At 42.2% G+C, this 20,548-nt stretch carries 20 protein-coding genes; 11 read left to right on the top strand and 9 right to left on the bottom strand.

All coding sequences use genetic code 11. The annotated features are described in order from the left end of the window. Positions 1–429: 429 nt before the first annotated feature. Positions 430–2,421, top strand: coding sequence for a trehalase family glycosidase (locus ACLI08_RS15445; protein WP_411429404.1), 1,992 nt, complete (start codon positions 430–432; stop codon positions 2,419–2,421). Positions 2,422–2,456: 35 nt separating this feature from the next. Here ACLI08_RS15445 and ACLI08_RS15440 read toward each other — a convergent pair whose 3' ends face one another. After that, a complete protein-coding gene (locus tag ACLI08_RS15440; RefSeq protein WP_411429403.1) occupies positions 2,457–2,690 on the bottom strand; it encodes a hypothetical protein in 234 nt (77 codons plus the stop codon). 1 nt (position 2,691) lies between these two features. Then, on the bottom strand, positions 2,692–4,098 hold the full coding sequence (locus tag ACLI08_RS15435; RefSeq protein WP_411429402.1) for an MATE family efflux transporter: 1,407 nt from the start codon (positions 4,096–4,098) through the stop codon (positions 2,692–2,694). Positions 4,099–4,305: 207 nt separating this feature from the next. Here ACLI08_RS15435 and ACLI08_RS15430 point away from each other — a divergent pair, with 207 nt between their 5' ends. Further along, positions 4,306–4,833: a hypothetical protein gene (locus ACLI08_RS15430; RefSeq protein WP_411429401.1), complete on the top strand. Its 528-nt coding sequence runs from the start codon at positions 4,306–4,308 to the stop codon at positions 4,831–4,833. A gap of 98 nt (positions 4,834–4,931) precedes the next feature. Further along, entirely contained in the window at positions 4,932–5,264 is a 333-nt protein-coding gene (locus ACLI08_RS15425) for a hypothetical protein (protein ID WP_411429400.1), read from the top strand. A 146-nt stretch (positions 5,265–5,410) separates the two neighbouring features. Here ACLI08_RS15425 and ACLI08_RS15420 read toward each other — a convergent pair whose 3' ends face one another. Next, on the bottom strand, positions 5,411–6,292 hold the full coding sequence (locus ACLI08_RS15420) for a PPK2 family polyphosphate kinase (protein ID WP_411429399.1): 882 nt from the start codon (positions 6,290–6,292) through the stop codon (positions 5,411–5,413). Positions 6,293–6,357: 65 nt separating this feature from the next. On the opposite strand from ACLI08_RS15420, the gene ACLI08_RS15415 reads away from it, so the two are divergent. Beyond that, a complete protein-coding gene (locus ACLI08_RS15415; RefSeq protein WP_411429398.1) occupies positions 6,358–7,203 on the top strand; it encodes a DUF6929 family protein in 846 nt (281 codons plus the stop codon). Positions 7,204–7,239: 36 nt separating this feature from the next. Here ACLI08_RS15415 and ACLI08_RS15410 read toward each other — a convergent pair whose 3' ends face one another. Both ACLI08_RS15410 and ACLI08_RS15405 read right to left on the bottom strand, forming a co-directional pair. Further along, positions 7,240–7,920: a CPBP family intramembrane glutamic endopeptidase gene (locus ACLI08_RS15410; RefSeq protein WP_411429397.1), complete on the bottom strand. Its 681-nt coding sequence runs from the start codon at positions 7,918–7,920 to the stop codon at positions 7,240–7,242. Between the two features lie 81 nt (positions 7,921–8,001). After that, complete coding sequence (locus ACLI08_RS15405) at positions 8,002–8,583, bottom strand: Crp/Fnr family transcriptional regulator (RefSeq protein ID WP_411429396.1); 582 nt, start codon at positions 8,581–8,583, stop codon at positions 8,002–8,004. 298 nt (positions 8,584–8,881) lie between these two features. On the opposite strand from ACLI08_RS15405, the gene ACLI08_RS15400 reads away from it, so the two are divergent. The 4 genes from ACLI08_RS15400 to ACLI08_RS15385 all read left to right on the top strand — a co-directional run bounded on the left by ACLI08_RS15400 (position 8,882) and on the right by ACLI08_RS15385 (position 14,456). Next, positions 8,882–9,400, top strand: a complete 519-nt coding sequence (locus ACLI08_RS15400) for an RNA polymerase sigma factor (RefSeq protein WP_411429409.1) — start codon at positions 8,882–8,884, stop codon at positions 9,398–9,400. Positions 9,401–10,592: 1,192 nt separating this feature from the next. Next, positions 10,593–12,443 (top strand): YfbK domain-containing protein, encoded by a 1,851-nt coding sequence (locus tag ACLI08_RS15395; protein ID WP_411429408.1) that lies wholly within the window; start codon positions 10,593–10,595, stop codon positions 12,441–12,443. 115 nt (positions 12,444–12,558) lie between these two features. Next, positions 12,559–13,542: a hypothetical protein gene (locus ACLI08_RS15390; protein WP_411429395.1), complete on the top strand. Its 984-nt coding sequence runs from the start codon at positions 12,559–12,561 to the stop codon at positions 13,540–13,542. Positions 13,543–13,673: 131 nt separating this feature from the next. Then, positions 13,674–14,456: an SRPBCC family protein gene (locus ACLI08_RS15385; protein ID WP_411429394.1), complete on the top strand. Its 783-nt coding sequence runs from the start codon at positions 13,674–13,676 to the stop codon at positions 14,454–14,456. A 58-nt stretch (positions 14,457–14,514) separates the two neighbouring features. Here the strand turns inward: ACLI08_RS15385 and ACLI08_RS15380 are convergent, their stop codons facing one another. Beyond that, a complete protein-coding gene (locus ACLI08_RS15380; RefSeq protein ID WP_411429393.1) occupies positions 14,515–15,165 on the bottom strand; it encodes a hypothetical protein in 651 nt (216 codons plus the stop codon). A gap of 125 nt (positions 15,166–15,290) precedes the next feature. Here ACLI08_RS15380 and ACLI08_RS15375 point away from each other — a divergent pair, with 125 nt between their 5' ends. After that, positions 15,291–16,178: an SIR2 family protein gene (locus ACLI08_RS15375; protein WP_411429392.1), complete on the top strand. Its 888-nt coding sequence runs from the start codon at positions 15,291–15,293 to the stop codon at positions 16,176–16,178. A 68-nt stretch (positions 16,179–16,246) separates the two neighbouring features. On the opposite strand, the gene ACLI08_RS15370 is transcribed toward ACLI08_RS15375, so the two are convergent. Then, positions 16,247–16,504 (bottom strand): hypothetical protein, encoded by a 258-nt coding sequence (locus ACLI08_RS15370; protein WP_411429391.1) that lies wholly within the window; start codon positions 16,502–16,504, stop codon positions 16,247–16,249. Between the two features lie 152 nt (positions 16,505–16,656). Here ACLI08_RS15370 and ACLI08_RS15365 point away from each other — a divergent pair, with 152 nt between their 5' ends. Continuing rightward, entirely contained in the window at positions 16,657–16,869 is a 213-nt protein-coding gene (locus ACLI08_RS15365; RefSeq protein ID WP_411429390.1) for a hypothetical protein, read from the top strand. A 66-nt stretch (positions 16,870–16,935) separates the two neighbouring features. Here the strand turns inward: ACLI08_RS15365 and ACLI08_RS15360 are convergent, their stop codons facing one another. Then, entirely contained in the window at positions 16,936–17,361 is a 426-nt protein-coding gene (locus ACLI08_RS15360; protein ID WP_411429389.1) for an Hsp20/alpha crystallin family protein, read from the bottom strand. 269 nt (positions 17,362–17,630) lie between these two features. On the opposite strand from ACLI08_RS15360, the gene ACLI08_RS15355 reads away from it, so the two are divergent. Next, the gene (locus ACLI08_RS15355; protein ID WP_411429388.1) at positions 17,631–18,815 is read left to right on the top strand and encodes a DUF1624 domain-containing protein; all 1,185 of its coding nucleotides are present in this window, start codon (positions 17,631–17,633) and stop codon (positions 18,813–18,815) included. A gap of 402 nt (positions 18,816–19,217) precedes the next feature. On the opposite strand, the gene ACLI08_RS15350 is transcribed toward ACLI08_RS15355, so the two are convergent. Beyond that, positions 19,218–20,345: an AI-2E family transporter gene (locus ACLI08_RS15350; RefSeq protein WP_411429387.1), complete on the bottom strand. Its 1,128-nt coding sequence runs from the start codon at positions 20,343–20,345 to the stop codon at positions 19,218–19,220. Between the last annotated feature and the right edge of the window lie 203 nt (positions 20,346–20,548).

Raw genomic sequence — 20,548 nt, 5'->3', positions numbered from 1 at the left:
TTTTTCAACGTTTGTTTATCTTATTAAATAAGAAAAAACCTCTTTTTAAATCTCATCAAGTTTTCTATGAACGTCGCTAACTTCTCTGTTGCGGGTGCAAAGATACCACTCTTTTACACTTAAACAACTCTTTTCTTACCCTTTTGTTTAACTTTTTTTAACAATAAACACTAACACGCTTAAACAACAAGAGTTACGGGAAGAAAAAAAAGGGAAAAAATTTTAGTATACGCGCCATATATTGGTTTAAAGCCTCAAATAGCACAGAAATTACGCTAACTCATCCTAAAAAACGCCATCACACCTACTATATAATGTAGGTTAATAGGCTAAACATCGTACTAAATATATGTTAACCCGCCTACTTTTTTTGCTCACCCCTACCCTAATCGCTAATTTTATAAGGTGCCACCTACCCTATAATAGAGTATGAACATTAATTATTTTGTAAAAAATCGCATTGTGCTGTTTGCCCTTACGGCCTTTGCGTCTGTTATTTTTATGAATTGCACCAATAAGTTTACCGAAAGCGAGATATTTTTTGACCTGCCTGTAGAAAAAACCATGCAGGAACTCCTGATTGGCTACGATACCGATGGTGATAAGCGTATAACTAAAGACGACGCGCCGGTTAACAAAGACTTTTTTTTGTACAGTACTAAAGGAGATACAGTAATATTGCGCAACACCTATTATATAAGTAACCTTTTACAGGAACTTGCCATAGCTAATGATGCACGGCAAAATAATTTACTTATAAACCTCAGCCGTATACAGGAGCCACCTGCCGAACGCATAAGCAGGCGTATACGCACACAGTTTTGGGATGACCTTACGCGCACCATTGATGCCGGCGGGCTGGACCGCATAGCGGGCGACGAAAAAATGCCCGACTCCATGCAACGTATATATGTACCTTATAATGATACTGTAGGGATAGCATATTTTAAAAACCTGGAAAAATCACGCCCAAGGCTGGAGGTAGTTATACTTCCGGAAGAAATTACGCCCGAATATGTACTGTCTATAAATGATAAGCCCGGTATACTGTCGTTAAAAATAGAGAACAATAAAGGTGTACCCTTTGTGGTGCCTGGTGGCAGGTTTAATGAAATGTATGGATGGGACAGTTACTTTGAAGGCATAGGGCTTTTGCTGGACAAACGCTACGACCTGGCAAAAGCAATGGTAGACAATTTTTGCTATCAGGTTAAATACTACGGAAAAATACTTAATGCTAACCGATCGTACTACCTAACCCGCACCCAGCCGCCCTTTTTATCATCTTTTATACGGGAAGTGTATGAAGCAAATCCCGAAAAGGATAAAAAATGGCTTGCCGAAAGCCTGGCCATGTGCATACACGAATACAATACTGTGTGGATGCAAGGCAAACGCTTTACTGCCGAGACCGGACTTAACCGCTATTATGCCGATGGTATAGGAATTCCGCCTGAAACAGAGGCAGGGCATTTTAAGGAAGTAATAGCCGCACGCGCAAAGCAGGCAGGCATGAGCGAAACCGAATTTGAGTCACGTTATAAAAAAGGTGAAATTACCGATGCTGTTTTAGACCGGTACTTTGTACACGACCGCACCGTGCGAGAAAGTGGCCATGATACAAGCTGGCGACTGGATAATGTGGCGGCCGACCTTAATTGTGTAGATGTAAATGCGCTCTTATATAAATATGAGTTGGATTTTAAATATCTTACTGAAAAATATTTTAAAAACGGATTTGTAGGAACCGATGGCAAACGCTACACAGCGGAGTTTTGGGATAACCAGGCCAAACATCGTAAGGCGCAAATGCAAAAATACCTTTGGGATGAAACGCGCGGATGTTATTTTGACTATAATATAAAGACACAGAAACGTAGCGATTTTATGTCGGCTACCAATTTCTTTCCGCTTTGGGCAGGCATTTGTAATGATGAGCAGGCGGCACGAATGGTGAAACTACTAATGCACGACCTTAAGGCGGAAGGCGGATTTTTAGGCAGCGACAAGGCGAGCCTGGATAAATATGCTACCAATAACATACAACGCCAGTGGGATTATCCTAATGGATGGGCGCCGCACCAAATGCTGTTATGGAAAGGACTACTTAATTATGGCTATGAAGCAGAGTCGCGCGAAATGGTGTACCGCTGGTTGTACATGATTACGCGTAATGCTGTAGATTACAACGGTACAATACCGGAAAAATATGATGTGGTGAGCGGCAGTCATAAGGTATACGCTGAGTATGGCAATGTGGGAACTGATTTTGCATACATAACCCGGTCTGGTTTTGGGTGGATGAATGCCTCGTACCAGTACGGCATGAGCCTGCTTCCCGAAGATTACATAAAACATTTAGACGCGCTGGAACTCCCCGACACTCTGTTTAAGGTGCCAATACAGGAAAACCATAAATAAAAAAGTCCGCAGTATGTTTACTGTGGACTTTTTTATTATTCTTGCTCGTAGCGTTCCATTTCTCTATCGTAGAACGCGTTAGCCTGGTTAATCAGGCTTTCCATTTCGGCGCTAAACTCGTTTTCGTCTATGTCTTCTTCCGGCTCCTCTAAAAATTCTACCTCATCATCTTTAAGGTTAATTATAAAACGAGGGTAATCCAGGTGAATGATAAAAATATCGTCAGGGAAATCAGTATTATCGGCCAGTACGAATTTTGGTAATTCCATATTAATTTGTTTCAAGTTTAATGTTTAAAGTTTCAGACTCCTCCCGTATATATCGGTTGGTAAGATAATTAAAACGAAGATACAAAAATATTGCTGCCACGGTAAGGCTTACGCAAAGGCCTATCCATATGCCGGTGGCACCCAATGAAGTTTTTAGCCCAAGATAAAAAGACAACGGGAAACCAATTACCCAATAGGCTATAAATGTAATAATGGTAGGCATTTTTACATCCTGCAAACCGCGCAGCGCGCCCAGTACTACAACCTGTACACCATCGGACAGCTGAAAAACCGCTGCCACAATAAGCAGGTTAGCCGCTATGGCTATTACCTCGGCTATGTCCTGTACTTGGGCAACGTGCTCTGTATTTACAAAAATATGAGGCAATACATTGTTTAAGCCCATAAACACCAAGGCAAATACGGTTTCTATCAGTATAGCCATCAGGAAAATAGAACGTGCCACCACCCTTAGTTTAATATAGTCTTTCTGGCCTTTTTGGTTACCCACACGTACCATAGCCGCTACACTAAGCCCCATGGCAAACATAAAGGTAAAGCTCGCCAGGCTAAGAGCGATTTGGTTAGCCGCCTGATTGGTTTTACCTAAAAATCCCGACAGCCAAACCGCAGAGGTAAACAGCGCCACCTCGAAAAACATTTGCATGGCAGAGGGTAATCCCAGCGACGTGATTTTTTTTATCATGGTACTTTTGATTTCAGAAAAGCTGAAACCACGGGTATATTCCTGCAGTACTTTGTCTTTAGATACGGCTATGTGCATAAATGCCAGTAACGCAAGCCTTGATATTACCGTACCTACCGCCGCTCCCAGCATGCCCATTTTTGGCAAACCGAAAACACCATATATAAGCACATAGTTAATAGGTATATGTATAACGTTGCTAAACAATACCGCAAACATGGCGTATTTGGTTTTGCTCATACCATCGGCAAACTGCTTGTATGCCTGAAAAATTATAGCGGGTATAAGCGAAAACGCCACCAGGTCTATAAAAGGTGATGCCAGTGCTATTACTTCGGGTTGCTGCCCCATGAGGTTCATAACGGGTTTACCAAAGTACACCACGCCAAACAGCAAAAGGCCCATAAGCACACACAACACCAACCCATGATGAAACGCTGCGCGTACCTGCGCGTGGTCTTTAGCGCCATCGCCTTGGGCTACAATAGGGGTTATGGCAGTAGAAAAGCCTATCCCCACACTCATGGCTATAAACACAAAACTGTTGCCCAGCGACACCGCTGCAAGTTCTGCACTGCCCAGATGCCCTACCATAATATTATCTATAAGTGCTATAAGGTTGTGCCCTATCATTCCTAAGATTACCGGATAGGCAAGCTGAAAGTTGGCACGAAACTCCTTAATGTATATACCCAACGACATTTTCTTAACATTTTTTTCAGGTTGCAAAGGTATCAGGTTTCTGCCGATTGATTACTATTGGCCGCGTAAATATTTATAAATCATCAGTTAACAATACGTTAAGAGGAATTTTATTATTTCTTTGATAGTTTTTTAACTAGTTCTTACAAATTTCCTCAAAACCCCTACACTACCTTTGCTTAACTAACGTAACAAAAAATGAAGACCATGAAAACGATGATGAATTTAAAGACGATGATGGCAGGCGCCATGATGTTGTTCGGGATGACAACATTTGCGCAAAAGATAACGGGAAGCGGCGATGCAGCAATAGACAACTATCCGCAACGTTTCCGTTTAGGTGTAGGTATAGATGGCGGTATTGCTAACAGCGATTACTTTAACTGGTCGCTTGGTGGCGACGTAAGGCTGCAATACGACCTTACCAAAAAAACATCGCTTACACTAACCACCGGTTTTACAAACCTTTTTGGTAAAGACGAAATTAAAGACCTAGGGTACATCCCTGCAAAACTTGGTTTTAAAGCCTTTGTATGGGGCGACCAGTTTTATGTAGTGGGCGAAGCAGGTGCCGGTTTTGCAGTAACTAACGGTTATGACAAAACTACGTTTTTATGGGCTCCGGGTATAGGTTATGCCCTTGACCCTATAGACATAAGCCTACGCTATGAGGGTGCTAACGATTTTAAAGCAGATCAGGTAGCACTACGTATAGCTTACGCGTTTAAGTTATAATACAATATACCTATATAACCTAAAATGAAGATGGAAGAGCCTGCACTTATGTGCAGGTTTTTTTCTTATTTTTACACCCCTAAATTTGCTAACAGATTATGAAACTGTTTGTTATAGACTGGTGCCCGGATGCTGCCTCATCTTCTTTGCTTACACTTTGTAAGCAAACGGGGCATACTGTATGCGGTTATGAACTGAAAGACGGAAACGAAGCCTACCGCAAAACCGGTATTGCTAAGCCCGAAGCCATACTTATAAACTATGCCGCAAAACCGCTGCACGGGCGTACTACTGCCGATGCCATACGCAAACGCAAAGCCACTGCCGAAGTGCCGGTATATTTTATAGATGGCGAAGAAGACGATAACGAACGCGTGGCACACATGGGCATTTGCCTCAGTAGCGAAGAACTAAATGATTTACTGGGGTAGTGTGTTGTTTGTTTATGGTTTATAGTTTATGGTTTATGGTTTGTGGTTTGTGGTTTATGGTTGCACACTCATACCTGTAAATTGGAAACCAGGAAAGAAAACTGAGACTGAAAACTGTGACTGAGACTGAAAACTGACACTGAAAACTAACCCTTCTCGTTTTGTAGTTTTTTCTTGTATTTATTAATGTTTTCCAGCACTTCCTCATTTACTTCCGGTTCATGGAAGTTATATTTTTCCAACTCCTTTAATATGGCTTTTGCCACGAGCACCCTTGCGGTACGCTTGTCATCGGCGGGTATTACGTACCAGGGCGCTTCATCTGTAGCTGTAGCATTTATAGTTTCTTCATAATATTCCTGATATTGATCCCACATTTGGCGCTCGTCAAGGTCGGCCGGGCTAAACTTCCAGTTGTGGCTGGGTAACTCCAGCCTTCGCAGTAACCGCTGGCGTTGTTCTTCCTTACTAATGTGCAGGAAAAACTTTAGCACTATGGTACCATTTTGGGTAATGTGCTTCTCAAAATGGTTAATCTGCTTGTAGCGTTGCTGCCAAATGTCTTTCGGTATATCTTTTTCAGATTCTATTCCCGGCAGGTTTTCGTTAAGCAAAATCTCGGGGTGTACGCGGCTTACCAGTACATTTTCGTAATGCGAACGGTTAAACACCGCAAACTTCCCTTTTTCGGGCAATACTATATAGTGGCGCCACAGGTAATCGTGCTCCAGCTCGGCCGATGTAGGCTGCTTAAAGCTGTACACCACTACCCCACGCGCATTAAAGTTTTTAAATACCTGTTTTACAAGGCTATCCTTACCGCTGGTATCCATACCCTGTAGCACAATTAAAACAGAGTAGCGGTTATTGGCATACATTTTATCCTGTAAATCACCCAGCTCTTTACTTATCTCACGCAGGGCTTCTTTCTTTTCATCTTCGGTGGCTTTATTCTGTATATCGGTAGGAATATCTTTTAATCGAAACGGAACCGTAATTTTAAAATCTTTCGGATGGATATGTTTCATGTATATTTGGCGTTATCTTTACTAAATATACAAAAAAAACGCCACACAACACGGCGGATATTACCATGAAAAAACTCGCATTAAAACTTTTATTCCGCATTACAGGCATAGGAGCCGCATCCGGACTCATATACAACAACGGTTACCTGCTGCTTGTTTCAGACAACAGCCATATTGTTTACGAATACAACATTGAAAAACAACACCTTGAAAAAACCGAACTGGTTAATAAAAACTATCTGGGCCCACGCGAAAACGTAGCCAAGGAAGACAAGCCTGATTATGAAGCCATAGCCATAAAGGGCGATAGCATGTACCTTGTTGGCTCGGGTTCCGCGGCTAACCGCAACCTCATAGGGCATATTAACGCAAAAGATAAAACGCTGTACCCGCATATAGATGCTGCCGACCTGTACCTTGCCATGCAAAGCTTTGCCGAAATAGCCCCCGAAGACTTTAACATAGAAGCTGTGGTAAACGATGGCGATACCTGGTATTTTCTTAACCGTGGTAATGGCCCCGGAAGAAAAAACGGAATTTTTACACTAACGGGCAGCATGAACGACACATCATTCCAAATACTATATAACCCGGTAAAACTTCCTAAAATTAAGGGGGTGCCCGCCTCCTTTACCGATGCCTGCCTTGCCGATGGCAAGCTTTATTTTACTGCCGCCGCCGAAGATACTACCTCTACCTACCAAGACGGTAAGGTAGCCGGTACACTACTGGGAAGAATGAATCTTGACAAAATGAAAGTTGAAAAAACGTTGGTCATCAGCGAAGCGAACAAGTTTGAAGGTATTACACTATTTAAAGAAAACGAAAAGGAGATTGAGTTTTTACTATGCGAAGACACTGACAGCAACGCTACCGATAGTGCTATTTATAAGCTAAGCATTAAGAAATAAGGGAACACAACAAAAGGTTGTTCCTGTTTATTAGAACTAAGCTGTAATAACCTTTTGTTGCCTTTTTTTAATCACTAACGAAACTATCCAGATTATAAGTAGTGTGGCAAGTATCAATAATTTTGTAGTATCCATGGCCGGAAAAAAATTATTCAGTGAGTGAAAAGCCGATACAGCAAGCAACGATTGTGATGCATCTGAAACTTTGCCAATACCCCAACTCCCCAATACTAAAATTGCATAAAAAAATAAGTTAGAACTTGTAAACTCAAAGTTTAAATGCCATGCAAACCATAACGTAGCTACTAAAAGTACATTTAAAAACAAAGGCAATGTTTTAAGCTGTTGCTGTAAAAAACCACGCCAGCCTATTTCTTCCATTAATCCGTAAACTAGTATAACGGCAACGGTAGCAAATGAAGCAGTTCCTTTTACAGCATATTGTACACCCGAAATTAGGACAACAGGCAATACCCAGTACAGCATAAAAGGAATTGCTACATTCTTATAGTTACCTTTTAACGAAAGTACAGGCCTAATCTTAAAAACAGTAAAGGCTACAAAAGCCCCCACAGCCGGACCAATGCCAGATAGCACTGCTTTTAAAAAACTATTGGGAACCACCTCGAGCAGTGTAGTTTTATTAGAAAGGTATCTAAGTAATACTGCAATAACGTAAAATGTAAGGATAGCTAGATAGTTGATTTTATTTTTCATGTTCTTATCGGTTTTAATTATACCCCAAAACTATGGCGTCCGTTTTTCTTAAAAATTGACGATGGGTAAGAAATGAAAACTTCAGGATATTTTTTTCCTTATACGGCTCAGGCTTTCGGCAGTAATGCCCAGATAAGAACAAATGATTTTTAAAGACGTTCTCTGGAAAATTTCAGGTCGTTCTTTGATAAGCTTCAGGTACCTATCTGTAGGTGAAAGCGTAAGCAGGTTTATCTGTTCTGATTGTTTCCTTATAAACATGGCGTCTGCAATAGCTTTTCCTATAAAAAGTCCTTTGGCTGATTTGGCATACAACTCGTTTAAATCATTATAACTCACCGACCAGACAACACAGTTTTCTAAAGCCTGCGTTTTTATGACCGTAGATGATTGTGTAAGAAACGCCAGATAATCAGAAAAGAACTGATTTTCATAAAACAGGTTTATGCATACCTCCTTATCATCCGTAAGTATAAAATGCGCCGCTGAACCCGATACGAGAATGTTTATAAACCTTTCTGCTTTATGATATTCCTTGATTATTTCGTTCTTTTCAAAAGTACGAACCTGTAAGTACTTTGTAAACTCAGTCCACAGGCTTATATCGGCCTTGTAAAATGTATCAAATATTTGTTTAACAGCTTCGGGAGTTGGTTGTTCCATGACTTTTTTATTAAATCCTGTGCAAACAGTGCACTTTGCCTGGTTGCGTTGGTAATATTAAAGTCCCAAATGTACCGAATAAACAGATTTACTTACTAGCAAATGCAAGCTTTATGCATACTCAATGGGCATTAAAACTCAGATTAAAAGTAAACCGGTTATGATTTGTTTATTTTTGTTAGCAAATATTTTTCAAAAAAAAATCACCCTCGTCCCAACCTTTTGTCCCATTTGGTGCTCTATATATAAAAACCACAACATTGTGATAGCAGAAACACTCATAGCATCTTGCAGGAAAATGCAGCGCGACGCGCAGCGGCAGGTGTACGGGCTACTGGCGCCAAAACTGTACCACACTTGCAAACGGTACCTGAAAAGCGAGGAAGCAATAGAAGAGGCAATGGCCGATGCCTTCTTTACCATTTTTACCAAGTTGGACCAACTAAAGGAAGACAAGGCGTTTGAGGCCTGGGCGCGCAAAATAGCCGTAAACCAATGCCTGCTTACGCTAAAACGTAAGGTAAATTTTAATATTTACATAGAAGACATGGGACGCAGCGAACAACCGGCCGACAGCCAACCGGCCGGGCTCGAGGAGGAAGACCTGCTGCACCTGCTTACGTACCTGCCCGAGGGCTGCCGTACCGTTTTTAACCTGTTTGCCATAGAGGGCTATTCGCATAAGGAAATAGCTGCCATGCTGCACATTAGCGAAGGCACCTCTAAGTCGCAACTAAATGCTTCGCGCAGCAAGCTAAAGGAGTTAGTAAACAATGTTTATTACCAAAACGAGAACAGCCATGGAACATCAAGATAAATTATACGAACAATTTAAAGACGCGGCCCACAAAGAGGAGCAAAAAGATTTTGCCCGCATGGAAGCCGTATGGAACCGCGTAGAGGAAAAACTAGACCGTAAGGAAGAACGCCGTGCTGCCGCCTGGTGGAAATATACCGGCATAGCCGCTGCCCTGCTCCTTTTTATGAGCCTGGGTTATATACTGATGCAAAACGAGAAACATCCGTTGCCAAATGTAAGCCCATTAAACCAGCAGGTAACTACGACTACAGCAATAGACACACAGAAAGTACAGGAAACGGTGAAGCCGCTGAAACAAGCAGTCACTTCTGCCGAGATAGACACCCAAGCGATAAAAGAGACTTTAAAACCACAAAAAGCAAGCAGTACTGTTGCTTACGAACATAGCTATTTAAAGAAAATTTCAGAAATAGAAGCAGATTCTATACACTATGACCCTAAAACAAAAAAGGGTCGCGTATGGAACTCAAGAACAGATCACGGAGAATTTAGGGTTAAAGCTGAAATTACTAAAAAAGAAGAAGCCACTCCCCTTATAAACGCTGCGCCTGCCCTAAATAACAACAGGCTTAATACCGCTGTGGGCGACCCATCGGCGCTATACAGCAACAGCCTTAACAAACCGGGAGATAAGGCGTATCCTGTCGGTAAAAAAATATATACCGGTATTGTTAAAGATAAATCAGGGCCAATGCCATTAGCTTCTGTTATTTTAAAAAGTAATAGAAAGCGTATAGAAACTGACTGGGAAGGAAAGTTTACTGTTGAAGCAGAAACAGGAGATGAACTTGAAGTTTTATACACAGGTTACAAATGGGAAAAAATTAAGCTGGGTAATAATCCTTCGTTAGAGATTACAATGACGGAAGATAATAATCAATATGTAGTTGTTGATTCTTACAGGAGCAATTTTAAAGAAAAAACTACTACCGAAACCACCACAGTAACCTCTAAAGCCATAGAAGGCAGGCCTAATGCCAGTTTTATACAGAGTTTGCAAGGACAGGTACCGGGACTTAATATAACAACTGGTAGCGGTGCGCCGGGTAACAATAACGGTGTAGCATCTAATGATTACAACAGGCAGCAGTCTCGTGCTAAAAGTGGCAACCAAAGCGCTAGTTTTAAAACGAATGCAAAGGATAAAGCAGTTGTTGATAATACCGCTAGAAACTCCCGAGATGGAGATATTAAAACCGAAGTTTCAAACTCACTACAAGGTCGTGTGGCGGGTGTAACCGTAAATACGGCAGCCGGACAGCCGGGTGGTAATACAACTGTAGTACTCAGAGGAGTAGGCTCTATAAATGGTAATCAGGAGCCTTTGTATATTATAGATGGCGTTCCGGCAAATGCCGATACTATGAAAAGCATTGACCCTGAAGACATCAACTCTGTATATGTGCTGAAAGACACCGCTGCAACCGCTATATATGGTAACCGTGGAGCAAACGGCGTTATTGTTGTTACTACTAAGGAAAGTAAAAAGATGTCTAAAAGGCAATTCCGCAAGTTGCAGAAAAAAAGATATGAGCAGTGGCAAAAAGAGAATACACCATCAGTAATAATACGTGATGCGGCAGCGCCAACGTCTGACCCAAAAGCTCAAACGGAAAAACATGAAGAAAAAATCCCTGTAGACACAGAGGAATACGAAGCGTTTGAGGAAAACAAGTTTGAAAGTCCGGCAAGCAATCCGCTGTCTACGTTTTCTATAGATGTAGATAATGCAAGCTATACTAACATTCGCAGGTTTATAAACAATGCACAGGTAGTGCCTAAAGACGCGGTACGTGTAGAGGAAATGATTAACTTCTTTAAATACAGCTATCCGCAACCGTCGTCGGTAAATCCGTTCTCTATCAATACCGAGTACAGCTACTGCCCGTGGAACCCTAAACACAAGCTATTAAAGATTGGCCTGCAGGGCAAAGAAATCCCAGCAAAGGAACTTCCGGCAAGCAACTTTGTGTTCCTTATCGATGTAAGCGGTTCGATGGATGCGCAAAACAAACTTCCATTGCTTAAGGAAAGCATGAAGATTTTGGTTAAAAACATGCGCAGGGAAGACCGCATAGCAATAGTGGTATATGCAGGTGCTGCCGGGCTTGTACTGCCTGCAACCCGTGGCGATGAAAAAGAAACCATAATCAGCGCACTGAACAAACTTAACGCAGGTGGCAGCACCGCAGGCGGCGAAGGCATTGAGTTGGCCTACAAAATAGCGCAGGAAAACTTTGTAAAAGGCGGTAACAACCGTGTTATTCTGGCTACCGATGGCGACTTTAACGTGGGGCGTACTTCAAATACTGATATGCAAACCCTGATTGAGGAAAAACGCAAAAGTGGCGTGTTCCTTACCTGCATGGGGTACGGTATGGGTAACTACAAAGAGAGCAAGCTGGAAACGCTATCGGACAAAGGCAACGGCAACTACGCCTACATAGACAACATGCAGGAAGCCGACCGTTTCCTTGACAAGGAATTTAAAGGCTCTATGTACGCGATTGCCAAGGATGTAAAAATCCAGATAGAGTTTAACCCGAGACATGTACAGGCGTACCGACTTATAGGTTATGAAAATCGCAAGCTGCGCAACGAAGATTTTGCCAACGATGCCATAGATGCAGGCGAACTGGGTAGCGGGCATACCGTTACGGCGTTGTATGAGATAATTCCGCCGGGTGTTGAGAATGATTTTGTAAAAACCCCAGAACTGAAATACAGCCAGGTACAGCAAAACGGGAACAAATACAGCAGCGAGCTTGCTACTATAAAATTCCGATACAAAAAGCCTGATGGCGACAAGAGCACCGAGATTGTACAAACCATAGCTGATACGGCGGTGCCGCTGGCGGTGGCTTCGGGCGACTTTAAGTTTGCCGCTGCGGTGGCGTGGTTTGGGCTGAAACTGAGGGACAGCAAACTGGTACCTAATAAAGATGTGGAGGCCATTAAAAAACTGGCTACCGAAGGCATCCTTACCAATCCGGAAGGGTACCGGGCAGAGTTTATACGCCTTGTAAACCGTATAGAATAGCATTTTAAACTAACTCAAATATTTTTTACGTGGAGTTGCCGGGTGCCATAAAAGGCCTCCCGGCAATTTGTTTTTTAGATATTTTAGTATATTCGCCACAAATTGACCAAGTAACATGCAAAACAGAATTATCTATCCGGGTATAGCCCTTTGTTCGGCGCTATTTTTTATTTTCAGTATTAATGTTTTTGTCTTCCACCAGTTTTTAGGGATTTTCACGTTTGCGGGCGCAGCCTGTACAACGGCATTTTTGGCTATGGCGCTTAACGCCTGGATTATAAAGGACAGGGAAATCACAACTGCCCAAATCAGGCAACGCCAGGTGTTAATGGGGGTTATTTGCGCGGTATTTGCCATAGGGTACGGGATTTTTATCAATAAGCATAACAAAGCCGAAGTGGCAAAGGAATTAGATAAGCATGGCTTATTTGCAATAGGTACCGTGGTAGACGGTAAATCAGAACTGCTTAGCGTATCTGAAGCGCGTATTTTTGTTAAGTTTTACGATGAAAACGACAAAAGTTATGAGGCGGTGGCATACATACCGAAGAGTAATTTCGATAATTTTTCTAAAGACCAGGTGGTAGGCCTGCGCTTTATGCCGAAACACCCTGAAATCATACGCCTATTACTTACCGATGATGAAATGACCAAGTATAGTGGCTTTAAAAACAGGCCAATACAACTGCACGACCTTATGGAAGTAATGAAATTGCCACGCGGAAAACGCATACAGGATTACCTAAACTCGGTAAACCTGCAGTGGTACATGAAGCCCGACGAATACGGCATAAGCTACCAGTATATCAATAAAATGAAAATACAGAGCATTGTTGTACACCAGCGTGGGGCCCAGTTTATAAATAATACTGTAGACCAAAACCTGTTTAAACGAGACATTGCAAAATACCGTTTTACCTTAATTTCTGATTCGGGGGCAAAAGAATACCAAAACGATAACTTTACGCTAACCATACAAGATATTGATATGCCCTTTTCAAGGGAAAATTCCGGGTACGGTAATTCGGTAGAAAAAGTTGAATATAAACCTGTTACAGTGTACACACTAACCCAGCGTTTTTCAGATGATGCTGAATAACGTTTACTGTGCTGATCTTGGTTTACTGAAAAAATCAATTATAATACCCTTAAGAATACTTTACCACAACATTACCACAGGTGCCCGTAAATAGGTTGTAATTTTAGGTAAAACCTTAAAAAACAACAATTATGGGAATTACAAGAGACAACAGCAAACGAAATTACAGCAGGTACGATCAATCGGGCACAGACCCTAACCGTTATGCTTCGGTAAGCAATGCAGACGAAGCTGATAACTACCTGCACAAACACAAAAAAGGCGTAATACCAGGGCTGCGTACTAACGTAAGTACTACCGAACGCATCCTTATGGTAATGGCTGGCGGCTACCTGCTGTACCGTGCACTTAAAAAAGACGACAAGGCAAAAGTAGCCGAAGGTGTTACAGGCGGTACCATGCTGTTCCGCGGCATTACGGGCTACTGCCCCGCGTACGCAGCGTTAAAAAACAGCAAAACGCTTGCAGGTAAAAATGTAAACATACGTACCCGCATTACCGTAAACAAACCTGTAGACCGTGTGTATGAAACGTGGAGAAACCTGGATAACCTTCCGCAGTTTATGACGCATTTAGAAAAAGTAGTGCCTATAGACAACTACACCTCTGAATGGACAGCAAAACTATCGGGCATACCCGGAGCCAGCGCTACATGGCGTGCCGAAATACTAATGGATGAAACCAACAAACTGCTAAGCTGGCATTCGCTTCCGGGAGCCGATGTGCACAATGCAGGTAAAGTAAGGTTTACGGAAGTAGACGAGCACACCACCGAAGTGGATGTAACCATATCGTACCACGCGCCGCTGGGCAAAGCAGGCGAAACGGTAGCCAAACTACTAAATCCGGTATTTGAAAAAATGATCCTTAAAGACATTGAAGGATTTAAAGAATACATGGAAGGAAAAAACTAAGCAGTACTACTGTTTATAAAGTTATTCCCGATAAGCAAACGTTTACCGGGAATATTTTTTATTCTTCAACCGAGTAATTAATATTTTCATCCCTAAAATACTGCTCTGCAGCTTTGCCAAAACGCGACATGGTAACGTAGTTAAACGTACCGCCCACAGCAGCACCCACCCCAAACGGAATAAGCGTACCAAGCGCTACCCCGCCGCGTTTAGAGCCGTATTTGGTTACCAGTTTCCTCCCTATTTTTTGGTTCATGCGGTTACGTATACGGTCTGTAATATGTTGGTCAAAATGCTTTACGGTAATGCGTTCGCCCGCGTTAACCAACGCTTTTTCGGGTACCACAACCCCACTCCATAAACCCAACACTACGGTAAACCGGTCGTCAAAATCCTCTTCGGTATCCTGACCGTAAATCAGCCCGGTACCATAGCACAGCGCAGCCATCCAGCGTAGCATAAGCAATACGTCTGCCGATATGGCTCCCGCCTCTATAATCACCTGGGTTACCGTGCCTAAACCCGGTATTACGCCCGGTAATGCGCTAACTACCCCTACCGATGTGTATTTGCGACGGATTTGCGCGCGGTATATCTTTGCAAGGTTATGTCCGTACACACCCGGGTTTGCTTGTTTAAGCCGTTCTATATCAGCACGTACATCTGCAAAGGCAGGCATTACTTTCTGAATAAGGGCATTAAAATCCATGGTACTATTCTTTAAATTACTACAAATAAAGGTAAAGCTTTGGCTACTAATAACGAAGCGCTTTAAGAAGCTGTTGTGAAAGTTGGGCAGAATAAATACCTTTAGCCACTATAACCAATCGAATAATGAACAAAGCACTACTGGTAGGCAACGATATAAACAATACTACGGGGAATTACTCCTGGGCCAACCTTATTAAAGGCCTTATGGAATATGCCGATGCCCACCCTCCAATAAATACAGAGAACAAGCCGTTCCCAATGCTGTATGAGGAAATTTACCTTAATGCTGTAAAGAAACAGAGTGCTCCCGAAATGCGCATTAAAACGCTCATAGCGTCGCAAACGCGCAATATGGTTCCTAACGAACTGCACAACAGTATACTGGATTTAGGCATACCGAATATACTGACCACAAACTACGATCTTTGTTTTGAAAAAACGCTGGGTTTTGAAGAAAAGAGCTGTAAAAACCAGGGCGTAGTGCAGGAAAACATTTACAGTATGTTTAGGCACCACAACATGGAAAGCCATAAAATATGGCACATTCACGGCAGCCAAACACTACCGGGCTCTATAACACTGGGTTACGAACACTACGGCGGCTATCTGCAAACCATGCGCAACTACGTGGCCACGGGAACCCAAAAAACCTATAAGTACAAAAACTTTTCGCGACTGGACTTGAGGCTGAAAAAAGGAAGCGTAGCACACTATAGCTGGGTCGATTTCTTTTTCACCCATGATTTGCACATTATGGGGCTAAACCTGGACTTTGTAGAAATGCATCTGTGGTGGCTTATAAGCTACAGGGCGCGTTTAATAGCGCGGGGTAAAATCCCGGTAACCAACAAGATATACTATTACTACCCGGCGGCGTACGAAGAACGGTCGCGCCACAAGCTGGAAATGATGCGCATAAGCGAAATAGAAACGGTAAAAATAGACGGATTTAAAGATAAGACCGACTATTATAAACGTGTTATTAACTCCCTTAAAAACAGTGGTTCGTAAACTCTCCTTACTGAAAAACAATACAATACACTTAAAACAGCGAACATATTAGCAAAAGACAACTGCTACTAAGCACTAAAATCCAGCAGGCGGTCTACCGGATATTTATCAAGGTATTTTTCCAGTAACTTACCCTGTTTAAAACTCAGCCTCCATAATACTTTGTTAGTAAGCACGTGGCACCAAAGCTCTACATAAAAGCCATCTATGGCATATAAAAGCTTGCGCACGTGCCCTTCCAGGCAGGCATCAATAAGTTCTCCGTGTGCCCACAACACACGGTACTGTTCCTCGTCATTTAACTTCTTATACTCACACAGTTTCATAATCCCTAAAATACAAAATATTTTTACCCTTGCCGTAAGGCATACATTACAAAAACATAAACGGGCTTTTAACTGTTTATTATGAAGGGGTTGGCAAAAATTAGCATTAAAAAACCGGAACTTGCACTCAGTAATTTAAAAATCAAAACATTATGAGGCTGCTTGTATTAATCCCCGTTCTGCTTATTGGCGCCATTGCAGGGTACAACCTGTACGCCGAGATAACCGCAACCCAACCCATATTTATGATTATGGCACTACACGCTGTTGTAACCGGAGTATGCCTGACAATATCTGCAATGGTTGTAAAATCAGCATTTTACATTAAATATACTGAAACAAATAGCGAGCCTTTAGTGGCTTAAACATACAAAAAGCGCCCCCGAAAAGTACCGGGAGCGCTTTTATCAAACCAAATCAACCAATCATCATTATGAAATCTGTATCAACCTTTTAGCTTTAGGTTGTGCTTCTTCTTTTTTAGGCAATGTAAGGGTAAGTATACCATCGGCATAGTTGGCGTCTATACCATCTTCATTGACGGTTTCAGGCAATGTAAATGCCCTCTTAAACGAGTTGTGGGTGTACTCCCTGCGGGTATATTTGCCTTCTTCCTGCATTTTTTCTGCTTTCGTTTCACTGGAAATGGTAAGCAACCCGTTTTCTACCTCTATGTTAAAATCTTCTTTTTTAAGTCCCGGTGCAACGAGCTCTACCGCAAAATAACCATCTGCTTCTTTGATGTTTACAGGTGGAACCGCCCTGTTTACAAGCTGGCTCCCGCCCATCCAGTCTTTAAAAAATTCGTCCATTACGTTAGGAAAAGTGTTGCTGTGGTTTCTTTTAATCAGGTTCATATGTTTTAAACTTTTATGTTGTTAGAAATCTTGTTTTACGCTTATGTAATAGACAATATGTATACCACTGCATTTTTAAATGTCAAAATGTCATTATTACAGACAAAAAGTCACAAAAACAATACAACACACTGATTAACAAGACAAAATTGCAGATTTTTAAGGATGTAATTTATAATATAAACACTGAACACACTACCCCGACTTGTAGCCGATATATAAAAACACAATTCTTTTTGCTACTTTTAGCGTTTGATAACCAATTTGTTATGACCACCGAAAACAAACGCATACAAAGCATTGATATAATGCGCGGTATTATAATGGTTTTAATGGCACTGGACCATACCCGCGATTACTTCCATATACCCGCTGCTGTGCAGGATCCTACAAACCTTGCCACCACTACCCCTATCTTGTTCTTTACCAGATTTATAACCCATTACTGCGCACCTACTTTTGTGTTCCTTTCGGGACTCAGCATTTATTTACAGGGGTTACGAAAATCAGGCCGGGAACTTTCTATATTCTTATTTACCAGAGGATTGTGGCTGGTAATCATGGAAATTACCATTGTAAATTTCGGGTGGAGTTTTAACCCCTATTTCAACTTTATGTTTTTACAGGTAATTTGGGCTATTGGTTGTAGTATGATGCTGCTTTCGGTGATAACGCGGTTTCCGTATTGGGCTGCTGTTAGTGTGGGGATTGGCATAACGTTGTTACACAACATTACCGACATTTATACACCTGAAAACGAAACACTTAAAACAGCTTCCGGTTTTCTTATAATGACTGATTTCAGCCTGCACAAAATTGCCGGGGTAAAGATTATGTGTGCCTATGCCGTGCTACCGTGGACCGGTATAATGCTCCTGGGGTATGGTGCCGGACGCTGGTACAACCAATCAGAATACAGCGCAGAAAAAAGAAGTAAACTTTTAATTTACAGCGGTATAAGCCTGATAGCGGTATTCATTATACTTCGGTTTTTTAACGGCTATGGCGACCCTAAAATGTGGCAGAGCCAATCGTCTTTTATGTATACCGTGCTGTCTTATATAAATGTTACCAAGTACCCGCCTTCGTTGCTGTACGCCTGCATTACCTTGGGCCCTGCGCTAGTAATACTGGCGTTACTTGAAAAACAACGGGTTACAAAATTTTCAGCAGTAATGAATACCTTCGGCAGGGTGCCGTTTTTCTATTACCTGCTGCATATCTATGTAATTCATTTACTGTGTGTTGCGTTGTATTTTGCGCAAGGGTTTACGTGGAACCAGCTCAATACTTTACCGCAAATGTTTGCCTTCCGTCCAGAGCAGGATTTTGGGTTTAACCTGGCGGGTGCGTACGGGGTTTGGGTGCTGGTAATTTTCATTTGCTACTTCCCGTGCCGATGGTACGACCGCTATAAATCCACTCACAAAAAATGGTGGCTGAGCTACCTGTAAAATTTAACATTTATAGCACCGAAATAGCTATAGCAATGTTGCAAAAACCTATTCTTCCGCAATTGGTATAAAAATTTTTCAGTTTTTAGTGGAAATTAAACGGTATAATACCACACCTGTTTTCGTCAAAATACTTAAAAACAACAAAATACGAAATCACAACCCTAAAAAGATATTCCGCAGGGCATGTATAGTGGTTTACAATATTACTGAAGGAGCGCGTTCAGTACACTAACTAACCCGGTGCATTAACTTTGCGGCATGGATTTCCGGAATAAGATTTAGTTCCAAAACCTGAGACACAAATTTCACCAATTTCCACTAATTCAAAAACCGGTGCACATTCATGGAATTGATGCCTTAGAAAAGTTGGAACCGAGAAAAAGTCGAAAGTAATAATTGTTAGTCCAGCGGAGGTAACTCCTCATCGGCGGGTACTTCGGGTTGGGCATTTGCCACCTCGTCTTCGCCCAGTACCATACCCCAGGGTTTAAGGCCTTCTACGCGGTCAAAAATTACCTTGGCTATGGCTATAACCGGTATGGCGAGTACCATACCCGTAATACCCCAAAGCATTTCGCCCACCACAAGGGCTAACACCGCTGTAAGGGTATTAAGTTTTACCTTACTGCCCACAATTTTTGGCATAATATAATTTCCGTCTACCAGGTGTATAACCACTATGGCCGCCAGTACAAACAATACGTGAGCCGTATCTCCGGTGGCAAAAGTTACCACCACAGACAATACCAGCGATATAAATATGCCCACATAAGGCACTACATTAAGTATACCCGTAAGCAGCCCCAGTAAAAAGGCATACTTTATACCCAGCAGCACAAAGGCCGTGCAGGTAAGTGTGGCCACAATAGCCATTTGCAGCAATAGCCCCACTATATATTTACGTATAATGTATTGCACACGTTCTACAACTTCATATACTATAGGGCTATGGCTGTCATGAAACAACGCCACTATAAAACGCAGCAGTAACCCCCTGTGCAACAGCAGGAAAAACGTGTATAAAAATATAAATACCATAAACAATAACGACGACGACAACGATACCAGTGTAGTACCTATGAGTTCTGTACCGTGCCCCAGGGCAGTTTCGGCAGTTTGGTTGATGTAGGCTGCCTGCTGGCGGTTGTTGATGTTAAAGGAGCGCGAAATCCAGTGTTGAAGCTCGTCTAAAGACAGCATAAGCTGTTTTTCAAACGCAGGGAGTTCCCGTGCGAAATCAGATAACTGGCTACCCAGCAACACCATAAGCCCTGCCACGCCGCTTACCAGCACCAGCAGTACCATAAAGGCCGCCATAGCACGGGGAAACCTCAGCTTTCGTTCAAGAAACGATGCAAAGGGCATTAACAGCAAAGCAAACAATAAGGCTATAATAAGCGGTGCCAGTATACTTTTGCCTATTACCGCTATGTAGCTATAGCCAGTATGCTTATGCTTATGTGTGCCAGCTTGGTGTAAAACGGGGTAGATTTCATAAAAATGGTTTGCGGTAAAAATACAAAACATTCTTTCTAAATGCGTGCAATTCGTGGCAAACAAAAATCCCGCAGGGATGCTATACCAATAGAAATCATGTAACTCACGGCCGAGAGCTCCGTAGGAGCGACATATATAATCAACCTCTTGGTTTTGGTTCATATATATCGCTCCTGTGAAGCTTTGAAAATCCATGCAATTTGTGCAATTCGTGTCAAACAAAATTCGGCAGC

Source organism: Flavobacterium sp. RNTU_13 (genome assembly GCF_046614455.1).
Lineage (GTDB): Bacteria > Bacteroidota > Bacteroidia > Flavobacteriales > Flavobacteriaceae > Flavobacterium.
The sequence above is the reverse complement of the archived record's forward strand: the minus strand, read 5'-3'. Positions and strand labels throughout refer to the sequence as shown.

Coding starts and splice junctions, on each gene's coding strand:
- ACLI08_RS15445 (WP_411429404.1), top strand. CDS start 430: ATGAACATTAATTATTTTGTAAAAAATCGCATTGTGCTGTTTGCCCTT.
- ACLI08_RS15425 (WP_411429400.1), top strand. CDS start 4,932: ATGAAACTGTTTGTTATAGACTGGTGCCCGGATGCTGCCTCATCTTCT.
- ACLI08_RS15365 (WP_411429390.1), top strand. CDS start 16,657: ATGAGGCTGCTTGTATTAATCCCCGTTCTGCTTATTGGCGCCATTGCA.
- ACLI08_RS15380 (WP_411429393.1), bottom strand. CDS start 15,165: ATGGATTTTAATGCCCTTATTCAGAAAGTAATGCCTGCCTTTGCAGAT.
- ACLI08_RS15350 (WP_411429387.1), bottom strand. CDS start 20,345: ATGTTTTGTATTTTTACCGCAAACCATTTTTATGAAATCTACCCCGTT.
- ACLI08_RS15370 (WP_411429391.1), bottom strand. CDS start 16,504: ATGAAACTGTGTGAGTATAAGAAGTTAAATGACGAGGAACAGTACCGT.
- ACLI08_RS15390 (WP_411429395.1), top strand. CDS start 12,559: ATGCAAAACAGAATTATCTATCCGGGTATAGCCCTTTGTTCGGCGCTA.
- ACLI08_RS15375 (WP_411429392.1), top strand. CDS start 15,291: ATGAACAAAGCACTACTGGTAGGCAACGATATAAACAATACTACGGGG.
- ACLI08_RS15410 (WP_411429397.1), bottom strand. CDS start 7,920: ATGAAAAATAAAATCAACTATCTAGCTATCCTTACATTTTACGTTATT.
- ACLI08_RS15435 (WP_411429402.1), bottom strand. CDS start 4,098: ATGTCGTTGGGTATATACATTAAGGAGTTTCGTGCCAACTTTCAGCTT.
- ACLI08_RS15385 (WP_411429394.1), top strand. CDS start 13,674: ATGGGAATTACAAGAGACAACAGCAAACGAAATTACAGCAGGTACGAT.
- ACLI08_RS15430 (WP_411429401.1), top strand. CDS start 4,306: ATGAAAACGATGATGAATTTAAAGACGATGATGGCAGGCGCCATGATG.
- ACLI08_RS15360 (WP_411429389.1), bottom strand. CDS start 17,361: ATGAACCTGATTAAAAGAAACCACAGCAACACTTTTCCTAACGTAATG.
- ACLI08_RS15440 (WP_411429403.1), bottom strand. CDS start 2,690: ATGGAATTACCAAAATTCGTACTGGCCGATAATACTGATTTCCCTGAC.
- ACLI08_RS15355 (WP_411429388.1), top strand. CDS start 17,631: ATGACCACCGAAAACAAACGCATACAAAGCATTGATATAATGCGCGGT.
- ACLI08_RS15420 (WP_411429399.1), bottom strand. CDS start 6,292: ATGAAACATATCCATCCGAAAGATTTTAAAATTACGGTTCCGTTTCGA.
- ACLI08_RS15400 (WP_411429409.1), top strand. CDS start 8,882: ATGCAGCGCGACGCGCAGCGGCAGGTGTACGGGCTACTGGCGCCAAAA.
- ACLI08_RS15405 (WP_411429396.1), bottom strand. CDS start 8,583: ATGGAACAACCAACTCCCGAAGCTGTTAAACAAATATTTGATACATTT.
- ACLI08_RS15415 (WP_411429398.1), top strand. CDS start 6,358: ATGAAAAAACTCGCATTAAAACTTTTATTCCGCATTACAGGCATAGGA.